Origin of the sequence: Herbaspirillum sp. DW155, from assembly GCF_037076565.1 — a bacterium.
GTDB lineage: Bacteria > Pseudomonadota > Gammaproteobacteria > Burkholderiales > Burkholderiaceae_D > Herbaspirillum.
Window position 1 is genome coordinate 5,004,648 of the sequence record NZ_AP029028.1, and the last position, 20,479, is coordinate 5,025,126.

A 20,479-nucleotide genomic window follows, 5' to 3' on the forward strand; every position below is an offset into this window, starting at 1 on the left:
TATTCGATTTCCGCCGCTGAAGCGACACGTAGATCACAACGCATCCCGAGCGGCGGATTTCTACGTTTTTTGCTGCCCTTGCGGCCTGCCTTGAGGGCGCTTCCGCCCTCAAGCCTCCTTTATGAGCGCACCTGTCAGAGCGAACGATCGCGTGCAGTCGCAGATTACCGTCAGGAAAAGGGGATTGCGGTCTTCGCTGCAACCGTCCCTTGCATCCTTAGCCAACGTTTGACCACCATGGATTTCAATCACCGTCTCTCTGCGCCGTCCATTGCCGATGGCAATCCCTGCGAGCACAGCCGTAACGATGGCAATGCGGTAGCGCAGAGGGGGCAGATGTCGGGCTGCGACCATGCGACCTCAGGCATGGCGTCTTGGCAGCATCAGGAGAGAACATGACCAAGGCCAACATCTATCAGATTCACTACGATGAACAGACCCACCGTATGCTCGATCCGGGTTTCCTGCCGCTCGACAACAGCGAAAACCCCCGCCCGGACTGGCGCGAGTACTGGCCGATGCGGACCTTTCTGCTCAACAACGTGATCAACAGCGATGAGCTGTACGGCTTCCTCTCGCCAGCGTTTCGCTACAAGACCAACCTGAGTGCCGAACAGGTACACGCCTTCATCAATACCCATCCGGGCCATGATGTCTATTCGATCTCGCCGCTGCGCCAGGACTCCCTGTGCTACCTCAACGTCTTCGAGCACGGCAACCGCTACCACCCGGGCCTGATCGACATCACCAACGAGTTTCTGGCAGCGCTGGACATCAAGGTCGATTTCACGCGCCTTGCGATGGACTTGCGCAGCACCATCTTCTGCAATTACTTTGTCGCCAAGCCGAGCTTCTGGGCGCAATGGTTTGCCTTGACCGAACAACTCTTCGCATGGGCAGAGGACCGCAACAGCAGCCTGGGACGGAAGATCGACGCACTCACCGATTATCGCCAGAAGTCGCCGTTGAACATGAAGGTGTTCATCGTAGAACGTCTGGCCTCGCTGATACTGGCGCTGGATCCTTCGATAAAGACCGTAGCTTACGACATCGAGCTCATGCCCTGGTCGAACCCTGCGTATATTCCCTACTGGAACGACATGATGACGTGCAATGCGCTCAAGCTGGCCTTCATGGAAACCCGTCACCAGCGCTACTTCCTTAATTTCTTCGCCTTGCGCAACCGTATCCTGCAGCAATGCGAACCGCTGCGCGCCGATGAGCGTAGCAAGCAACATTTCTTTTGATGACAGGCCACAGCCGACGGCCACCGACGATCTCCAGGACAGCATCATGATTCCATTTTCCGCCAGTTCCGCCACCCGCCTGCGCGACCTGCTGCCGCAACGTCGCCTGCGCGTGATTGCGCTGATCTCCTCCTTCAACGAAGGCGACGTGATCGGCCAGGTGATTGGCGACCTGATCGACAACGGCTGCGAGGTCTACCTGCTGGACAATCATTCCACCGACAATACGGTCGAAGTCGCCAGCCAGTGGCTCGGACGTGGACTGCTCAAGATTGAGGCCTTCCCACCGGGCCCTCCGGCCGATCTGGAGAAGCAATACCTGTGGCGCGAGATCCTGATGCGCAAATCGCAGTTGGCCGCGCAGCTGGGGGCCGACTGGATCATCCATGCTGACGCCGATGAACTGCGCGAATCGCCGTGGCCCGACATGTCCTTGGCTGATGCCTTTGGCGTAGTCGATTCGCTCGGCTTCAACGCCGTCAATTTCGCACTGTTCAACTTCCGGCCGGTTGACGACAGCTTCCAACCCGGTGACGACCTGCGCCAACGCTTCCAGTATTACGAGCCAGGCGAATGGGTCAATGCGCTGCAGATCAAGGCCTGGAAGAACACCGGGGTCGAATTCGATTTAGCTTCCTCCGGCGGTCACAACGTCGGGTTCGCTGGGCGACAAGTGTTCCCGATTCCGTTCATCCTGCGCCACTACCCGATCCGGAGCAGTGCCCACGGCCGGCGCAAGGTGCTCAACGAACGCTTGCCGCGTTACACCAGGCAGGAGCGTGCGGCTGGCTGGCACAACCATTACGACGCCATGGCCAGCGAGGGGCATACCTTCCTATGGCGGATCGAGACTCTGACCCGCTTCGATCCGGGCAGCGCACGCGCTGAACTTCTGGCACGCGCCTTCGATGCGATGCTGCTCACCGGCAGCGCTGCCAGGACCGGTTTTTCTCCGGCGGCAGAGCCCGGCTGGCTGCTGGCTCATGTAGGCAAACGCCTGGGCATGCCGGTGTCGCAAGAGCTACTGGGACAGGCGCTGGAAGAGCTCAAGGAGCTGCTGCATATCTTCCAACGCGACAAGACTGCCGACAATTGCCTGATGCCGCGCCATTTCGAGATCATGCGCATCATCGCCCAGGTCGAATGTTCACGCGCCGACCTGACCGGCGACTTCCGTCTGTCATTCATGTGGAACGCCATCGAGCGTAAGCTGACAGGCGAACGCCTGCGGATGGAGGAAGCGGCTGCTCCACTCTCCGCCTCGCCCGCACCGCCGACGTCCGGGTTCCCAGATGCGGCCGAAGACGAGGCCACGGCCTTCCTGCGCGAAACCCGCAGCATGATCGATGCCGGCGACCTCGACAATGCCTATCAGTTGCTTCTCTCAAAACAGGAGGCACTGTTGGATCATCCGGAGTTCCTGTTCCAGTTGGGATGCATCGGCCTACAGTCGGGCATGCTCGACGATGCAAACAATATCTTCGCCGAAGCGATCCGGCAGTCACCCGACGTGCTCAAGCCGGTGATCGAGGCCTACCAAGGGCGGCTGCGGATAATGCCGCGCCGGCCAGCCCCCCAAAGCGGCTTGCCGCCATCCCCGCCGCACAATGCGGTGGAGCTGGCGCAGTGGCAGATCGCGCAGGAGCAGTACGAGCAAGCCTTCGCCACGCTCAATCAGGCGCTCAACGATCAGCCTGAAGATCCCGAGATTCTTTTCCACATGGGCGTGCTGGCACAGGTGTGCGGCATGCAGGCCGATGCGACGGAACTGTTCTGCCAAAGCGCGAAACGTGCGACGGAAATGACGGATAAGATCCTCGCCTATTACCGGCAACAACTGGGTGGTCCCACCTTATAAGAATTTATGATGCTGTCCGGAAACCGCCGCAGGTGATCGGCAACACCACTCTGAAGATCAGGGTGCGGAAAAAACGTATAGATTGCGCAGCCATTTGTGGCGCCGCTGAACCGATCCGACTCCTGGCTGGAGAAAGAATAGATAGCCACAGGGGACTTGCCTCGGAATTCACGGAATCGAATACAAATTCAGCGATGCCCTAGGGAATCCAGGATAAAAGTGCATATCCGGCGTCCATCATTGATATCGCGCAAAGTATCTATCTCACAACAACCGCATACTGTTTCCCAGCAGAATACGTTGCTTTTTTTACAATTTTGTATCTGGCGTGGAGCCAGGTGGGTAGAGAAGGGTTGCTTGACTGCTTGCCGCCGCTCGGGTCTGGAAGCCTATTTTTGTCGCAATGGACGGGAAGTATAACGCTGCCGAACGGCAAGCTTATGCTTCCGTTTTCATCAAGTGCGCAGGAATGGAAGTGGCGCGGCTGGCGGGGATCGAACCCACGACCCTTGGCTTCGGAGGCCCAATTTCACCCCATTAAAATAGCGACTCTCCGGATTTTTCTTTATTTATTGGCACAATTTTGGCACACTGACGTCTTGCCCACTCAGTGCCGGGAAGCAACGTGCCAACCATCCGCAAAAAAGGCGAAGGCCAGTACCACGTACAGATTCGCAAACGGGGCTACCCTGCCCAAACCAAGACGTTCACAAAAGAAGCCGATGCACGGCGTTGGGCGACCATTATCGAGTCTGAGATGGAGCGCGGTGTTTTTGTCTCTCGTACTGAGGCGGAAGGTACCCTAGTCAGGGATATTCTGGCCCGCTACGAGGCAGAAGTGCTACCTTCGAAGCGCGGTGCACCGTCAGACAAATCAAGACTAAAGACGCTGAATGAGGCATTTGGCGCTTACCGATTGGCTAGCCTCAGCTCGAGCCAGGTGGCCAAGTTTCGGGATCAGAGGCTGAAATCTGTTTCTCCTCAGTCCGTTATTCACGAGATAAACTTGCTAAATCGCGTACTAAAGGCCGCATCAATTGATTGGGGCATCCACCTCCCCAATGGACTGCCAACAGCTCAGGTACGCAAGCCTGCGAAGCCTAGGGGACGTGACCGACGCGTGACCGACGCCGAGATCGAATCGATTCTCAAGACAACTGAGTCGGTAGAGTTGAGTGTAGCAATTGTCTTAGCGTTGGAGACAGGTCTACGACGCAGTGAGCTGGCCTTCTTAGCCTGGGATGAAATCGACCTAGAAAAGAAAATCGCTCATATCCCCAGGACAAAGACTGATGTGCCTCGTACTGTGCCTCTATCACCGAAAGCCGTTGCGGCGCTCAAGACACTCAGTAGAAATGAGAGTGAAGCAGTTTTCAGGATGAAGCCGGAATCAATGAGCCAGGCCTTTGAACGAGCCTGCGAAAAACACCGCGCGAATATCGTGAGCCTTCGATTCCACGATTTACGGCATGAAGCTACGAGCCGTTTGTTCGAGAAGGGGCTAAATATTATGGAAGTTGCTACGATTACAGGTCATAAAACACTAGAAATGCTGAAACGATATACCCATCTGCGAGCCGAAGATTTGGCAAAAAAACTGGAACCATAGATGCAGAGCTACAAAGGCTAAACATGAAATGCGCAAACTGTGGAATTGAAGGCGCCATCTCCGGCCCGCGCTCAATAGCGCGTACTTATAAGAGCGAATCGATAGTCTTTCACGACATTGAATGCATCTATTGCAATTACTGCGGCGAAACCACTCTAGGCGTAACAGAAGGCGAGCATCTTTTTAAACTCATGAGGGACTTTATGAAAAAAATAGATTCTCAATTACCTGAAAATAATCGCTAGAAAATAACTATATCTCTGAGGAGTTGGATACCCTCCAACTCCTCAGAAATATCCAAACTGAAATCCGTAAGCGATAACCTAGAACGGGATGTCATCGTCATCTAGCACATTCGGCTTCCCTTTGCGGACAACCCGTGAATTCTTTGCTTGAGCCGCTTGGGATCGCGGATTTGGATGAAGCGAAATCCAACCATCATTCCAATCCCCGGCAGCATAGTTCTTCAAGATGCCATTTTCTTGAAAAACAGGCTCAGTAAACGCCATCCACCCGATGTCCTCATTGGCATATTCCATCAAACTTCCTTCTGAATAAAACTCCCTGTCCATTGGCAGCCAATTCCTAGCTTTAAGCCAAACTTCCATCTCGCTGCGCGAAGTGAAGTACAACCGATATGGCGTATTAGTTATTTTTGCCAATCGCGCAAAGATCGGGTGATTTGTAGATAAGATTGCACGCAGTGCATCGTCCTTATCTTGATTCGCGCGCGACAGGAAATTGACCATCTCATGAAGAGTCGAGGCAATACCTTTCATATCATCGACAATTGCGACTTCCTTCATTCGGCTTTGCTGACTCAAAAAACGCTGAAAAAGGCCCGCCCATTGTTCTAGCAGATAGGCTGTAATTTCCGAGACATTTCCGAACCCGACGATCGGATTGTTATTGGGCAGATCGTACAAACGGTCAATAAATGAGTAAATCCTTGGATCATCTGCATACCGATATTTGATGCCTTGGGTATCCCGGTTCAGGCGCCATACTTCATACTCAGTAAGCGTACTTCGCTCAACAAATATGTAGACTTGAATCCCCTTCTCTAACGCTCTAATAATTTCATTCTGCGTAATAGAGTGTCCACCGTTTTCCTTAGACTCTGTACCAAACTTTCCGCCAATTATTGTTACGAAAATATCGCACAGTTCAACTTCACGATAAGCAGACATTTCTAGACGATTGTCTTTAGCATACGGAATCGCGCCGGCCTCATGACGTACACAGTCATATCCCAGCGAGCGTACAAAGCGATCAATGTCCTCGCGCGACTGATGCAGGTCATAAAACGTTGAACTTAAAAAAACACGTGGCTTTGCCATCCCTTCTCCCCATTTTTATGAAATATGGTTTACACCCCGAAGTTACCGTAATTTATCACAATGCAACCATTGCCATAATGACACCAAACGCAATGGGTGTGACAGGCGTGTCCGCAGAGAAACCTCATGACTGAGGATGGCAAAATTCAGCCCACCTCATCAGATCCTCCTAGACATTTTTCAACGCAGCAACGCGCTGAGGCACCGAATTTAAATGTTGAGCACGGAGTTGCGAATAAATTGTCGAAGGTGGCCACCTTCACACATCCTGCCCATAAATTCGCGCCGACTTTTTAGCCGCTAAAGAGCCACCGCAGAATCTGCTAGCGCCCTACCCTCCCTGTTCAATCACTATTCTTCCCAAACCACGAGCGATTTTTCCGCTGTTACTCTCTGTGATCACGATAGCGATATTTGAGGGTAGCAGTAGCGAAAGTCTATTTTCGGCGGGCCTGATACGGTGTTATTCAAATTAAGCCGTTCTAGAACGCTTGATCACACTTTGCACAATTAGTATCGAATCAGGTTCCTTCAATCGAAAAATCGAGATCCCAAAATTTAGGTTATATTTATTAAATAATATGTAAGCACAAACCACTTAACAGTAATGCAACCAAAAATTGGGGATGGGAATGGCGACAGCAAAAAAGGAAAATTCAAAACAAATTGAATCCCGTAAAGCTCTCTTTGAATCTATTGACGCGATAGCACTTCGAGGTGGGATAAGCAGAGACCGCGCTATAACAGCCTGGTATGCGTCAACGCTCTTAGGAATTGATGAAGATGATGCTATTGATGCCGCTTCCGTAGATGGTCCTGAGGACGCTGGTTGTGACTTCATATACGTGGATACTGACCAAGAGACAATCTATGTGCTCCAAGGGTACGTATCGGACAGAGCTGAGAGAGCTGCCGCAATAAAGAAATGGAATGCCCTTGTTGCTTCACTAACCAGTGTTCGCGACCCGATTAGTTTTTCGCATGCTGGAAGAGAAGATATCTATCAACGTCTTCTTGAACCTGACGTACAGAACTTTTCTTTAGTTTTTGGATTAGTAACTCTAGCGGCAAAATCAGATCAAATTGCTCGCCAACAGGCGTCCGTTTCAAGAGCTAAAAGTTACGGCACTGATGTTACGTTCTTCTACGAGTATCAAGATACGCTTTACGACAAATATATAATCGCGCAGGCAGCAAATCGTACAGTTCCTGAAGACACGCTAGCTTTCACCGGTGTTTTACCTGACATAAAGGGTGATTTTGGTCAAGCTATCGTCGGGTCTGTGGCTGCGGCCGAGTTGGCACGTTGGTATCAGACCTATCCAAATCAGCTCTTTGAAGGAAACGTTCGCCTTTTTATTGGACAACGCAAAGGGGGCATCAACGAGAAAATGATTGAAACCGCTGCGACAAGGCCCGGTGATTTTTGGGCATTAAATAATGGGATCACCGTCGTTGCAGAGAGCTTTCAGCAAGAGAGCCCCAAGGTATTTCGTATCAAACAATTCTCTATTGTTAACGGCTGCCAAACAACGGTTAGTCTATCTAAAGCAATAGAAAAAGATAAACAAGCAGCAAAAGCCCAAGTGCTGGTTCGTGTCGTAGGAGCGAAGAAAACTCTGCTGACAGATATCGTTCGCTACAATAATACTCAGAACCCAGTTAAGTTATCTGCGGTTCGATTGCTCGATCCGATTCAAGAAGGGCTTCGTACCGCATTCCTCGAAATTGACTATGACTACGCGCCTAAACAAGAAGGAGCTCGTTTAGCTAGAATTCATTTCATAAATAGGGTCTGTTAACTTTTTATCGTGCGTGTTAACTTCTTCGTATGGCACGAAGAGAAGAACTAACAGACGAACAATGGGCGATTCTGGAGCCGCTGATACCAGAAACACCTAGACGTGATGATGGGCGTGGACGCCCGGAATTGCACAGCAACCGCGCCGTCATGAACGGGATTCTCTGGGTGCTACGCACCGGTGCGGCCTGGTGTGATTTGCCAGATCGGTTCCCCTCTGGCACGACATGCTTCCGAAGATTTTCGCGCTGGGTCAAGAGTGGCGTGCTACGGCACATACTCGAAGCACTGGCGCAACACCTCGAAGAGGTTGGCCAAATCAATCTTTCCGAATGCTTTATTGACGGCACGTTTGTGTTGGCAAAAAAAGGGGCCCAAAGGTCGGAAAGACCAAGCGGGGCAAGGGTACGAAGCTCATGGTTATTGCAGACGCTACTGGTCTTCCACTCGGCGTGCACACGTCTTCTGCTAGCCCACATGAAGTCACCCTTGTCGAGGCTACCCTCGATGAGATTGTCACAGTGGGACGACCCGAACGAATTATTGGGGATCGCGCCTACGATAGTGATCCGCTCGATCAAAGACTTGCTGCCAAAGGCATTGAACTGATCGCACCACACAAGAGCAATCGAAAAAGAGCGGTCACTCAAGACGGCCGGGCGCTGCGCCGATACCGGCGCCGATGGAAGATCGAACGACTGTTTGCCTGGCTTAATGCCTTCAAGCGTGTACTTACCCGATGGGAGCGTTGCGCCGATCATTACACAGGCTTCGTTCATCTCGCTTTCTCCGTCATCCTCATGCGGCGCTATTTATGAAATGGGTTCTAAAAATCCTAAACGGATTGAGCTGGAAAAGATTGCTCAATTTTTGGCCGCGATCTCGGAAGAGACAGTTCTTGACTCCGTACGACGCAAAACGGATCTCTTTGATAAATCGTATAAGTCGATTTTCCCTAGAGGGCTGCAAGCAGAACGCGTTTTTCTGGCATGGTTGATCGCACAGGCTATTGAAAAGGAAAGAGCAAGTATGTTGTCGGGCCATAGCCAGCCTGACTTGATAATCAAGGCCATTTTAGGTATTCATGGAACACCTTGGGGCATTTACGTTGCAAATGTCCTCATTGAACAGTCAGGCTCTGATTTATCCAAGCTGTCGCTGAAAAAAATGGATCATGACGATTTTAAGGCTGCCATTGATAAATACGCCAAAAAGGCACTTGAACTATATTCAGAAATTGCCGTGAACATTATTGGTGGAGATGATGCTAGTCAGAACGCCAGGAATGAGATCCGAGTACGACCGTTTCTCGAACGGCTCAAACGCACGTTAGGGTTGCGAGTCAATAAATTTAACTCTTGGAAGCTTCCCAAGCTTAATGCCGTAATTGCATCGATTAAATAGCGTCTAGGTTTTTCGAGAATTCCTCCTATTACTTAAATTTAGCTATCGGGGAAAGCCGTCTTAATCTCAAAAACCAACCAGGATTTTTGATCTGTTGCATCGAAGGTGCAGTATTTTGCACGGTACCATGCAAAATACTGCATCGGAGCTTTGACTAACAAACATCCGAAATTGCACGAGAATTCATCGGGGCGTCAAACATGTTTTATCAAGAGATAGTTGAATTTCCCAGAGGAGAAAACGCTCCCCGGTATACCTTGGTTTCTTAAAGATAAAGAACAGATAGGAGCGAATAGACTCGGCGTAAATCCACCGCCGATAAGGTTTCTAGACGCCAGGTAGGATTTGAATGTCGAAAATGAGGAGTCTGATGTCGAATCAGAGGCTCCCGATGTCGAAAATATGGATCCGATTGTCGAATAGACGGAGCCGAATATCGACACCAGTGGAACTCGATGTCGAGAGTTATTCACAACCGCTCCCAAACGGCCATCAGCGCACCATCCCTTGCTTCCTCAAATCGAGCTCTGCCTGCAAAATTTGCCTTCTCTAGAACTTCCATAGCATGCACGAACGCCTCTTTAAACTTTCGCGTTGGACCGGTGTAACGCAATTTGATTCTTAACCATTCGACCTTCCTCCTTTGCGATGTTTCTGAGGACGACCCGATATAGCTTTGTAATGCTTTAGCCAGCGATTGATTTCTTCCAAACGACAATCTAGTCTTCCAATCGATACGCACGTATTCATTGTTTTCAAACAGTGCAATCCATCTCGGATCGATTTGAAATGAAAAAGTCCGATTTCCTTTGGAAAACTCTAAATTGCTGAGGAAATGAAGCGGACCATCGACAGTAATATCGCTCCAGAGGCCATTTGCTAATTTTCTGATGGTGAATCGCGCATTTTCCAAGGTCTTCAAGACCTGCTCGAGCTGCGCATACTGTCCACCGCCATTTGACTTACCCAGCGCCCTAAGAAAATTAGAGGCTCTTACCTGCACTCTCTGCCAAGAAGTAGCATAACGAGCCTCGTACATCAACTGCATCCAGGCCTCTTCGTGCACTTCAGTTAGCCAAGTTCCCCAGTAAACAAGAACGATATTTCCATAAGAAACAAGTGTCTCTCCATCCGCTCTCACCAACCCTCTTTTGGCAGCCTTGCCGAAGAGGCTGGACCTGGCAAAGGCGTTAGGAATAGCCCGCATTGAACCGTTATTTGGCACCCAAAAGAATTCCTTATGGCACCCGTCTACCATCGCGAGTTTGCCAAAGCGCCTCTTTTTCGTGAGTGCATCGTAAGCCTCCTCGAGGCGCTTAGCACTAGGACGACGCGCAGAACCCGATACGATATTAGTGGTCGGCATGTCGTACCTCCGAAGCCCTGTCCGTAGCCGCCAATCTAGAATCTAATGCCGGGCCTTTTCTTGGACGCCCTCTCTTGCGAGGTACAAGCAACACTTCAGGCATGACGGCCTTACGTACGTACTGCTGAAGCCAAGACTCGACATCCTCTGAACGCCAGAGCAAGCGCTTTGTACCAGGTAGACGGCAAATAGGAGGAAGGGATTGCGGGTTGCGCGTTGCATCGCTACGAATGCTGGCAACCGACTTATGCAGGAAGACGGCTAGTTGTTCTACAGAGAGTAAATTCTTCATGGACGAATGGCTCCGAGCCCATCCAGTTGGATAGGATCGAATGAGTCCACGGAGTACGCACAACCTTTCTTTTGATCAGGACTTACGCCAGCAATTGGGGCCTGTCACGTAGCTCAAAGGTCATACGACGGGGTAGTCCCCCATGTCGCACCCGCTCTCCTAAGACAGACACTCTTGGAATCCAGCCTCACTCTGACTGGTAGTGCCTGCCTCACGGCGATTGCCTTTCGGCATCCTTTCTAGCCTCCGCCATTCCGTTTCAGGCAGAGGGTTACTGAACGACCAACACTTTCCTCGGTTCTTGGAGCAACCTCTTGAGCGCAAATCGTAAGGTCACATATTTTTGTATCGAGGAGAAATGCTCTCAGCGCGATTGGTTGCAATATTACACGATGGAAATGCAATCTTGTGCGCTAAATCAAATAGCAAACACACCGTGGCTGTGCCAATGCAAGAAAGGAAACTAGACTTACGCCTGTGCGATGTTTAGCAATGAATGCCAGTCTGGTGGCCGCTATTGTGATTTTTATGCGACTGCGCTGGCACAAAAATGGCACATCCAGTGTGCCAAATTATGCGATTTATCGCTAAACAAAGCTTAGGATTGCGTAACGCAACCCATTGTATTGAAAGGGAAATTTGGCGCGGCTGGCGGGGATCGAACCCACGACCCTTGGCTTCGGAGGCCAATACTCTATCCACTGAGCTACAGCCGCGCTGAATCGGGGCGAACCCCGGAAAGGCCTGAAGGATACCGTCTTTCCTGCGGGACGTCCATGGCGCTGGCGGTTTTTCCGTGTCAAACGGAAAGCATTGTGACTATAATCAAGAGTTCGGCGAGAGAGCGCAATGACAGCCCTGCCTGATCCTGGTACCACGCAATGCCCGGCCAGACGGCCATCAGCGATGAGGCGATACAAAGGGAACCGACGTTTTCCGCCCCAATTTCGAGGAAACATTACGGAGGGACGCCAATGAGCTCAGCTCAGCATGAACACGAGTCGGCAATCAAGACTCCCAAGCAATTGATCGCAGCCGTGGTCGCAGGTTTTATGGTCCCCATCGTGTGCATCGTGCTGCTGGTGCAGTACGTGACCAATGGCCAGAAGACCGGTGCCGGCTCCGACAGCCAGACGCCCGAGATGATCGCGGCACGCATCAAACCCGTTTCCGACGATGGCTTCACCTTCCGGGATGCCAATGGTCCCAAGCAACTGCTCTCCGGTGAAGAAATCTACAAGACCACCTGCTCGGCCTGTCACAGTGCCGGTGTGGCCGGCGCCCCCAAGGTCGGCGACGCCGCCGCCTGGCAGGCCCGCATCGCGCAAGGCTATGACACCCTGGTCTCGCACGCCATCAACGGCCTGCGCGCCATGCCCGCCAAGGGCGGCAACCCGGATCTGGATGACGTCGAGATCCAGCGCACCGTGGTCTACATGGCCAACCAGTCCGGCGCCAAGTTCAAGGAACCCGAAGTGAAGGCCCCGGCCGCCGCCGACGGCGCTGCACCGGCGGCAGACGCAGCCGCCAAGTAAGCCTGATTCCCGGCCATCCGGCCAACAGGTCAGCTCAAAAAAATCCCCGGACAAAATCCGGGGATTTTTACATTTCCGTTCAGCTTCGATGAGGGCGCATTGCCGGTCGCTCGCCCTGCAGGCTTCTCCAGATGCGCCCGCCTTGCCGGCGCACCGGAGAATCCTTCATATCGCCTCAATAGCGCTGTGGCGGGGGCGGCGGATAGCCACCCGGTGCCTGCTGCACCGGTGCGGCGGCCTGCTGCTCGGCCACGAAGATTTCGACGCGACGGTTCTTGGCACGGTTGGCATCGCTGGTGTTGGGCACCAGCGGCTCATGCGATCCACGGCCCATGATGCTGAAGCGGCTGGCAGCCACGCCACGCGCGCTCAGGTAATCGCGGGTACGGGCGGCGCGCTGTTGCGAGAGCGGATCGTTGATGGCATCGCTGCCGGTGTTGTCGGTGTGGCCCACGATGGTGACGGTGGTGGCCGGGTTCTCCACCAGGGTGGCAGCGAAGCGGTCCAGCACCGGTCGCATCTCCGGCTTGATGTCGGCGCGGCCGGTATCGAAGGAGATGTCGCTGGGGATTTCCAGCTTCAGGCGATTGTCGGCCGTCTGGGTGACTTGCACGCCGGTGCCCTGGGTGGCTTGTTCCATGGCGCGTTTCTGGTTTTCCATGCGGTTGGACCAGATGTTGCCGGCCACTGCGCCGATGGCACCGCCAATGGCCGCGCCACCCAGCGCGCGTCCGCCTCCGCCACCGCCCGTGGCCGCGCCGATGATGCCGCCCAGGCCCGCGCCAATGCCGGCGCCGGTGGCCGTGCCACGCTGGGTCTCGCTCATGTCGGCACAGCCGGAGAGCGCCAGTACGCCGACGATTGCTGCAATCGAGATTTTCTTCATGTCATGTCCTTTCTTGCCTTCTCAGTCTTGTTGTCCTGGCCAGGGGCCGGTGTGCTTCAGAGCGCACTGGAGGCGATATGTTCCTGCCGCGCTTGCCCAACCTGTAACCATGAATGACAAAGGCACCCGGAATTCCGGATGCCTTTGCGGGAACATCATGGCCAGTCATATCACCTCGACTGGCCGTCATGATCTGCTCAATCCGGCTCGGCCGGGCCTTGCGGTGCTGCAGCGTCATCCGGTGCTGCCGAATCGCTGCGGCCACCGCGCTGGCTGACGTAATACGCCAGACCGCCCACAGCCGCGATCACGCCACCCATCAGCAAGGGCTTGCGCAGCCAGCGGCGCGACAACAGCGAGGCGCCCGTCATCAGCAGCGGCGTCACCGTCTGCAGGTTGAGATTGCCCAGCCCGCCGGAGGTGAGCGACTTGATCGACTGGACCGTCCTGCCACCGCCAAAAAGCGACGCGGCAAAATGGCCCACCCGGCTCAAGGCGCCCTTGGCCAGCGACTCGGCGCTCAGGTTCTCGCGCACCACTTCGCGCGCTTCCATCACGCCAAGCCGGTACAGCGCGCCTTGCGCAAGTACCTTGCGCTTGCGTTCCTCATGGGTCATGCCCTGGTCCTGATCGCTCATGCCGTCCTCATTTAACCGGGAAAAATGGCGCTGGCCGCATCACAAGAGCGCATCGCGGTCCTTGCGCAGTTCGCTCATGGTCTGCGGCAGGGACAGCTTGCCCTGCATCAGCACCGAACGGGCATACCACACCAGGCCCACGGTCGCCGCGCTGAAGACGAAGCCCAGCAGCGCCAGGATCCGCCAGCCCCAGGTATCCCAGGCCAGCATGACGATCAACACCGACCAGAAGGCGATGGCGAACCACAGCGCGACAGCGGCCAGCACGAAGATGACGGCGAAGCGGACCAGGTTGGCGCCGATCTCCGACATCTCCAGCGAAGCCAGTTCGATGCGGCTGATGATGAGGCCCAGCAAGTTCTTGGCCAGGCCCAGCAGGCCCGCCGTCAGGCCGGGGTGGGCGGCCGGTGGCGGGCCTTCCTTGTGGGGAGTCGCCATCGGGCAGCTTACTTGCTGCGGCCGATGACCAGGCCCACCAGCAGGCCCAGGCCGGCCGAGATGGCCACGGCGCGCCACGGGTTCTCATGCACGTAGTCGTCGGTCTTGGCGGCGACTTCCTTGCCCTTCTCGATGGCGGCAGCCTGGGCGTTCTGGGCGGCTTCGGCCGCGGCTTCCAGCAGGGTCAGGCCGCGCGCGCGCAGCTCGTCAGCCTTTTCGCCCGTGGCGGCGGCGGCTTCGGCGAACAATGCCTGGGCGTCCTTGACCAGCGTCTTCATATCGTTGCGAACGGTCTTCAGTGCGGGGGATTGGGGCATGTAAATTCTCCTTGTTTGCCGATGATGAAAAAGACGAGAAGGTCGCCGCTCCCTGAATGCAGTGCTGCGTTGCGACGACCTGTTGATTCTACAGAGTCCGCAAGCACGCGGATAGCGCATTGCGGCTTTGCTGCAGTGGCGATGCAGAAGGCTTGCGCCAGCGCAAAGAAGATTCGATGACGCTGGCGGACTTAGGTTCCGGCCAATCCGACAGGATCAGAAACGGGTTTCGCGCGCTGCCCGCAAGAAACTGTCCAGTATAGGCGTACAGTCGAGCAGTTCAGGGCCACCGGCACGGTGGAATTCCGGGTGCCACTGCAAGCCCATCACGAAGGGCGCCTTGCGGTAACGGATGGCTTCGACGATCTGGTCAGGCCCCGACACCGCCTCCACCGACAGATCCCGCCCCAGTTGATGGACGGCCTGATGGTGGATCGAATTGACCAGGGCATGCTCGGTCTTGACCATGCCCGCCAGCGACGACCCCTGCGGGAAGTGCAGCGTGTGGTAGTTGCTGTCGTACTGGTCATTGACGTGCGCAATGGCGGTGGGCACATCGGAAGCGATGTCCTGATAGAGCGTCCCGCCAAAGGCCACGTTGATCAGCTGGCAGCCACGGCAGATGCCCAGCACCGGCTTGCCGGCCTCGATGAATTCATGCAGCAGTTCCAGTTCGTACATGTCGCGCACGCGGTCGCCGCTCCATTCGGGCCGGGTCGCGGCCTGTGCATAGCTTTGCGGCGAGACATCGGCGCCCCCCTGCAGCACCAGGCCATCCAGGTGCTTCGCATAATCGCGCAGGCGGATATTGCTGGGATGGACCAGGCCATTGGTATTGACCGTCGGGATCATGAACACCAGCACGTCACGCGACATCACCCATTGCGCAATCGACTCTTCCAGATACTGCAGGGTCTTGCTGCGCAAGCCCTTGGCACCGCTCTCGGGATGGAAGATGCGCGCCGACACGCCGATCTTGAGCGTGCGCTGCATGACGCGGCGGCCGGCCTTGTCCGACAGCTGGCGCAGACGCGCCGTCAGGAAGCGCCAGGTCTGCGCCCACGGAGCGTCGCCGGCATGATGCGGCGGCGGCACCGAGGTATAGGGGCTGTGCTGCGCCTGGCCGGCACTCTGGGCCTGGGCGGCCTCGGCAGAGGACTGCGCCCCCGGTGCCGGCTGGGGCGGGGTAGTCGGGGTGGTGGGTGTGGTCGCCGTCGGCGTCGCTGCTACCACCTTGGTAGCAGATGCGGCGGGCGGCTGATCGGGTTGCTGGGAGGCAGCCGGCGCACCGGAGGCGTCGGCTGACACGGGCTTGGCCGGCACCGCCCCCGGGGTACGGTCTGGCGGCAGGTTGGCTTCAGAATCTTGGATGTCGGACATGGCTGCTATAGGTAGTCAGAATGAACTGCGACGAGTGCCGCCGTCGGCACACAGGCCGGCGATGGCGCGACGGGGCCCGGGAAGTGGCTGAGTATAAGCGCATTGCCCGGCTTTGGACACCCGCCGGGAGAGCAGCCCTCGATCAGTTTCATCCAAGCCGGCCGCCGCGCTTTCGTGGCACACTCCTTTCCCTCTTCAGGGCAGACAGCATCAGGGCCATGCATGTTCCGGCCATTTACACCCGAGTACACCCGAGTACCACCTGTCCGCCCTGCCGCCGCCCACATTACCTGCGCCACTACCATGTCCAAGGTCCTGATCCTGTATGCCCATCCCGCCGCCGAGCTCTCGCGCACCAATCGCCTGATGCTGGAAGCGGCCGCCCGCCTGCCCGATGTGACCGTGCATGATCTCTACGAGCACTACCCCGATTTCCACATCGATGTCGAACACGAACAGCAACTGCTGAGCCAGGCCGAGCTGATCGTGATGCAACATCCCATCCACTGGTACAGCATGCCGCCCCTGCAGAAGGAGTGGCTGGACCGCGTGCTGGCGCGCGGCTGGGCCTTCGGCCACGATGGTCACGCGCTGCAGGGAAAGCGCTTCTGGCTGGTGGTATCCACGGGTGGCGAAACAGCGTCCTACCAGAGCACGGGCCGCCACGGCCATCCCTTCGCCGACTTCCTGCCGCCCTACCAGCAGACCGCACGCCTGTGCGGCATGCAGTGGGTGGAACCGCTGATCCTGCATGGCGCCCATCACGTGCCGCCGGTCCAATTCCAGCGCCATGTTGAGCGCTACCTGGAGGGCTTGCAGGCATGAGGCCCCGCTCCGATTTCGCGCCCGTCTTCACGCTGCGCCCTGCTCTTTTCCGCCATCACCCTACCGGACCTCGCCATGGATGAACAACTGCTGATCGCCCTCGTCTACCTGCTGGCGGCCGTGGCGGCCGTCCCCATTGCCAAGCGCCTGGGCCTGGGCGCGGTGCTGGGCTACCTGCTGGCCGGCATCGTCATCGGTCCCTGGGGATTGGGACTGATTACCGAGGTCAAGCACATCCTCGAATTTTCTGAATTCGGCGTGGTGCTGCTGCTGTTCCTGATCGGCCTCGAACTCGATCCCAAACGCCTGTGGGCGCTGCGCCGTTCCATCTTCGGATGGGGCAGCGTGCAGGTAGCGGCGGTTTCGCTGGCCCTGTTCGCCGCCGCGCTGGCAGCGGGCGTGCCCTGGCGCATCGGCCTCATTGCCGCACTGGGCATGTCGCTCTCCTCCACCGCCATCGCCCTGGCCACGCTGGGCGAACGCAAGCTCACGGCCACCCCGGCAGGCGCGGCGGGCTTTTCCATCCTGCTGTTCCAGGACATCGCCGCGATTCCCATGATGGCCGCCGTGCCCCTGCTGGGCGTGGCCGCCAGCCAGGGCAGCGGGCAAGGCTGGCTGCATGCGGGGCAGGTGGCGCTGGTGATCGCGCTGCTGATCTTTGGCGGACGGGTGTTGATACGCCCCATCCTGCGCATCATCGCCAAGACCGGCATGCGCGAAATCTTCACCGCCTTTGCATTGCTGCTGGTCATCTCCACCTGCCTGCTGATGCAATCGGTGGGCATGTCGATGGCGCTGGGTACCTTCCTGGCCGGCGTGCTGCTGGCCGATTCCGAATACCGCCACGCACTGGAAAGCGACCTCGAACCCTTCAAGGGATTGCTGCTGGGCCTGTTCTTCATCGCCGTGGGCATGTCGGTGGACTTCGGTGTCTTCCTCGCCCAGCCCTGGCGCATCCTCGGCATGGTGGCGGGCTTCCTGGCCATCAAGACCTGCGTGATGTGGTTCCTGGGGCGCTGCTTCGGTATCCCGCGTGGACAACAATTGTTCTTCGCCTTCCTGCTCTCGCAGGGCGGGGAATTCGCCTTCATCGTCTTCGGCGCGGCCGTCACCGCCAAGGTGCTCACGCCCGAGATTTCTTCCATGCTGGTGGTCGTGGTGGCGCTGTCGATGCTGATCACGCCGCTGCTCTTGCTGGTGCATGACCGTCTGCTGGTGCGCTGGCTGGAAGGCGGCAAGCGCCGTGCGGAAGACAAGATCGGCCCGCAGGACAACGCCGTCATCATCGCCGGCTTCGGCCGCTTCGGCCAGATCGTCGGCCGTCTGCTGGCGGCCAACGACATCGGCGCCACGGTGCTGGATCATGATCCGGACCAGATCGATTTCCTGCGCAAGTTCGGCTTCAAGGTCTTCTATGGCGATGCCACACGCATCGACCTGCTGCGCACTGCCGGCGCCGACAAGGCGCGCGTGCTGGTGATCGCCATCGACGATGCACAAGCCGCGCTGGAGATGGTCGACAAGGTGCGCGAGGAATTCCCGCACCTGCAGATCGCCGCCCGCGCGCGCAACGTCACGCATTACTACGACCTGATGGACCGTGGCGTGACGGTACTGGAACGCGAGACCTTCGAAAGCGCCCTGCACATGGGCCGCCAGGTGCTGCAGCAGCTGGACTTCGGCGCCTATCGCGCGCGCGAGGCGGCGATGAAGTTCCGTGCGCACAATCTCAAGACCCTGGCAGCGCTCTACCCGCATTACAAGGACCAGGCGCAGATGGTGTCCATGGCCGTGCAGGCCCGCGAGGAATTGCAGGCCATGTTCGCCGGTGACCGCGAGGCCATGCAGCGCGATCATGCGCATGACCAGTGGCGCGAAAAACCCGCGCCGCCAACGCCACCGGCCGAATGAAAAAAAGGCCGGACACGCTTGCGCACGCCCGGCCAAATCCCTCACTGCTTACTACTCACTGCTTACCACTTACTACTCACTGCTTACTACTCACCGGTACTACTCACTGCAAAACCTTAAATCATATAAATCATATAAATCAATTCAGGGCCAGCGGCACGAAGATCTTTTCGTCGCCGCGTTCCACCAGCAGCGCCACGCTCTTGCCCGCCTCGCTGGCCAGCTTGCGCAACTGCGCCACGCTGGAGACCGGCGTGCCATTGAGCGCCAGGATCACGTCGCCGCTCTGGATACCGGCCACGGCAGCCGGACCACTGGCATCTTCCACCAGCAAGCCCTTCTGACCACCGATCTGGGCCTGCTCATCCTTGTCCAGCGGACGCACCGCCAGACCCAGGCGCCCCTGGTCATCGGACTTGCCGGTCTTGGCCTCATTCTTGGCCTGCTTCACCTCGCCCACGGTCACGTTGATGGTCATCACCTTGCCGCCGCGCATGACCTGCATCGGCTTGCTGCTGCCCGGCGCGGTGTCGGCTACCAACGTGGGCAGGTCCACCGAATGATCGATCGCATGACCATCGAAGCTCAGGATCACGTCACCCGCCTGCAGACCCGCCTTGTCGGCCGGGCTGCCCTTTTCCACCGAGCTGATGAGCGCGCCCTCGGCCTTCTTCAGACCAAAGGATTCGGACAAGGCCTGGTTCAGATCCTGCACCGACACGCCCAGACGGCCACGGGTGACCTTGCCGTGGGTGATCAGTTGCTGCTCCACCTTCATGGCCACATCGATGGGGATGGAGAACGAGAGACCCTGGAAGCCCCCGGTCTGGCTGTAAATCTGCGAGTTGATACCGATCACCTGCCCGTTCAGATCGAACAGCGGGCCACCGGAGTTGCCAGGGTTGACCGCCACGTCGGTCTGGATGAAGGGCACGTAATTGTCATCCGGCAGGCTGCGCGACTTGGCGCTGATGATGCCGGCCGTGGCCGTATTGTCGAAGCCGTAGGGCGAACCGATGGCCAGGACCGGCTGGCCCACCTTGACGCGGGAGGGGTCGCCGATCTGTACCGTCGGCAGGTTCTTGGCATCGATGCGGATGACGGCGATGTCACTCTGCTTGTCGATGCCCAGCACCTTGGCCTTGAATTCGCGACGGTCGGTCAGCTTGACCACCACTTCCTGCGCACCATCGACCACGTGGGCATTGGTCATGATCAGACCATCCGGCGAGATGATGAAACCGGAACCCAGGCCGTGCATGATGCGCGGCTGCTGCGGCATCTGCAGTTGCGGGCCGAAGCGCTTGAAGAATTCGGAGAAGGGATCGTTGGGATCCAGGCCGTTGTCATCGTCATCGGCGACCTTGCGGGCCTTGCCGGTGACGCTGATGTTGACCACGGCCGGGCCGTAGCGCTGGACGATGCCCGAGAAATCGGTCGCCGCCGCCACCACCGGTCCGGCCGGGGCAGCGGGCGCGGGGTTGGACGCCACCAGCGGGGCGTTGAGCGCGGCCGCGTGCGCCGACGGCAGGTCGGCACCGCGAAAATAGACGTAGCTGCCGCCGACCACTGCGGCAATCATGACAGCCAAAGTGTTACGAACAAAAACGATGCGACGGCTCATCTTCTTCT

General features: G+C 56.8%; 16 protein-coding genes, 1 tRNA gene and 1 pseudogene. 9 read left to right on the plus strand and 9 right to left on the minus strand.

Annotation, left to right across the window (positions count from 1 at the left end):
• The first annotated feature begins 395 nt into the window (after positions 1 to 395).
• From AACH55_RS22845 to AACH55_RS22855, 3 genes are all read left to right on the plus strand, one after another.
• The gene (locus AACH55_RS22845; protein ID WP_338716942.1) at positions 396 to 1,247 is read left to right on the plus strand and encodes a hypothetical protein; all 852 of its coding nucleotides are present in this window, start codon (positions 396 to 398) and stop codon (positions 1,245 to 1,247) included.
• On the plus strand, positions 1,219 to 3,105 hold the full coding sequence (locus tag AACH55_RS22850; RefSeq protein WP_338716943.1) for a glycosyltransferase family 2 protein: 1,887 nt from the start codon (positions 1,219 to 1,221) through the stop codon (positions 3,103 to 3,105). Before AACH55_RS22845 ends, AACH55_RS22850 begins: the two co-directional genes overlap by 29 nt.
• A gap of 625 nt (positions 3,106 to 3,730) precedes the next feature.
• On the plus strand, positions 3,731 to 4,714 hold the full coding sequence (locus AACH55_RS22855) for a site-specific integrase (protein ID WP_338716944.1): 984 nt from the start codon (positions 3,731 to 3,733) through the stop codon (positions 4,712 to 4,714).
• 323 nt (positions 4,715 to 5,037) lie between these two features.
• Here the strand turns inward: AACH55_RS22855 and AACH55_RS22860 are convergent, their stop codons facing one another.
• Positions 5,038 to 6,054 (minus strand): DUF4062 domain-containing protein, encoded by a 1,017-nt coding sequence (locus tag AACH55_RS22860; RefSeq protein WP_338716945.1) that lies wholly within the window; start codon positions 6,052 to 6,054, stop codon positions 5,038 to 5,040.
• Positions 6,055 to 6,686: 632 nt separating this feature from the next.
• On the opposite strand from AACH55_RS22860, the gene AACH55_RS22865 reads away from it, so the two are divergent.
• The 3 genes and pseudogenes from AACH55_RS22865 (at position 6,687) to AACH55_RS22875 (ending at position 9,259) form a co-directional block, all read left to right on the plus strand.
• Positions 6,687 to 7,856, plus strand: coding sequence for an AIPR family protein (locus AACH55_RS22865; protein ID WP_338716947.1), 1,170 nt, complete (start codon positions 6,687 to 6,689; stop codon positions 7,854 to 7,856).
• Positions 7,857 to 7,885: 29 nt separating this feature from the next.
• Positions 7,886 to 8,673, plus strand: a pseudogene (locus AACH55_RS22870) (IS5 family transposase).
• A gap of 1 nt (position 8,674) precedes the next feature.
• Complete coding sequence (locus AACH55_RS22875; RefSeq protein WP_338716948.1) at positions 8,675 to 9,259, plus strand: hypothetical protein; 585 nt, start codon at positions 8,675 to 8,677, stop codon at positions 9,257 to 9,259.
• Between the two features lie 469 nt (positions 9,260 to 9,728).
• Here the strand turns inward: AACH55_RS22875 and trfA are convergent, their stop codons facing one another.
• Together trfA and AACH55_RS22885 are read right to left on the minus strand one after the other, a co-directional pair.
• Positions 9,729 to 10,625, minus strand: coding sequence for a plasmid replication initiator TrfA (gene trfA / locus AACH55_RS22880; protein ID WP_338716949.1), 897 nt, complete (start codon positions 10,623 to 10,625; stop codon positions 9,729 to 9,731).
• 932 nt (positions 10,626 to 11,557) lie between these two features.
• A tRNA-Arg gene (locus tag AACH55_RS22885) sits at positions 11,558 to 11,633 on the minus strand.
• A 258-nt stretch (positions 11,634 to 11,891) separates the two neighbouring features.
• Between AACH55_RS22885 and AACH55_RS22890 the strand changes: the two genes are divergently transcribed.
• Entirely contained in the window at positions 11,892 to 12,452 is a 561-nt protein-coding gene (locus AACH55_RS22890) for a c-type cytochrome (RefSeq protein WP_338716950.1), read from the plus strand.
• A 175-nt stretch (positions 12,453 to 12,627) separates the two neighbouring features.
• On the opposite strand, the gene AACH55_RS22895 is transcribed toward AACH55_RS22890, so the two are convergent.
• The 5 genes from AACH55_RS22895 to AACH55_RS22915 form a co-directional block, all read right to left on the minus strand.
• Positions 12,628 to 13,338 carry an OmpA family protein gene (locus tag AACH55_RS22895; protein ID WP_338716951.1) on the minus strand — a complete coding sequence of 237 codons (711 nt, stop codon included), beginning with the start codon at positions 13,336 to 13,338 and terminating at the stop codon, positions 12,628 to 12,630.
• Positions 13,339 to 13,535: 197 nt separating this feature from the next.
• Positions 13,536 to 13,976 (minus strand): hypothetical protein, encoded by a 441-nt coding sequence (locus AACH55_RS22900; protein ID WP_338716952.1) that lies wholly within the window; start codon positions 13,974 to 13,976, stop codon positions 13,536 to 13,538.
• 39 nt (positions 13,977 to 14,015) lie between these two features.
• Positions 14,016 to 14,414 (minus strand): phage holin family protein, encoded by a 399-nt coding sequence (locus AACH55_RS22905; protein WP_338716953.1) that lies wholly within the window; start codon positions 14,412 to 14,414, stop codon positions 14,016 to 14,018.
• Between the two features lie 8 nt (positions 14,415 to 14,422).
• Positions 14,423 to 14,731 carry a DUF883 family protein gene (locus AACH55_RS22910; RefSeq protein WP_338716954.1) on the minus strand — a complete coding sequence of 103 codons (309 nt, stop codon included), beginning with the start codon at positions 14,729 to 14,731 and terminating at the stop codon, positions 14,423 to 14,425.
• A 216-nt stretch (positions 14,732 to 14,947) separates the two neighbouring features.
• Entirely contained in the window at positions 14,948 to 16,111 is a 1,164-nt protein-coding gene (locus AACH55_RS22915; RefSeq protein ID WP_338716955.1) for a type 1 glutamine amidotransferase, read from the minus strand.
• A 303-nt stretch (positions 16,112 to 16,414) separates the two neighbouring features.
• On the opposite strand from AACH55_RS22915, the gene AACH55_RS22920 reads away from it, so the two are divergent.
• The gene (locus AACH55_RS22920; protein WP_338716956.1) at positions 16,415 to 16,936 is read left to right on the plus strand and encodes an NAD(P)H-dependent oxidoreductase; all 522 of its coding nucleotides are present in this window, start codon (positions 16,415 to 16,417) and stop codon (positions 16,934 to 16,936) included.
• 75 nt (positions 16,937 to 17,011) lie between these two features.
• Positions 17,012 to 18,847, plus strand: a complete 1,836-nt coding sequence (gene kefC, locus AACH55_RS22925; RefSeq protein ID WP_338716958.1) for a glutathione-regulated potassium-efflux system protein KefC — start codon at positions 17,012 to 17,014, stop codon at positions 18,845 to 18,847.
• A gap of 139 nt (positions 18,848 to 18,986) precedes the next feature.
• Here kefC and AACH55_RS22930 read toward each other — a convergent pair whose 3' ends face one another.
• Positions 18,987 to 20,471: a DegQ family serine endoprotease gene (locus AACH55_RS22930; protein ID WP_338716959.1), complete on the minus strand. Its 1,485-nt coding sequence runs from the start codon at positions 20,469 to 20,471 to the stop codon at positions 18,987 to 18,989.
• Positions 20,472 to 20,479: the final 8 nt, after the last annotated feature.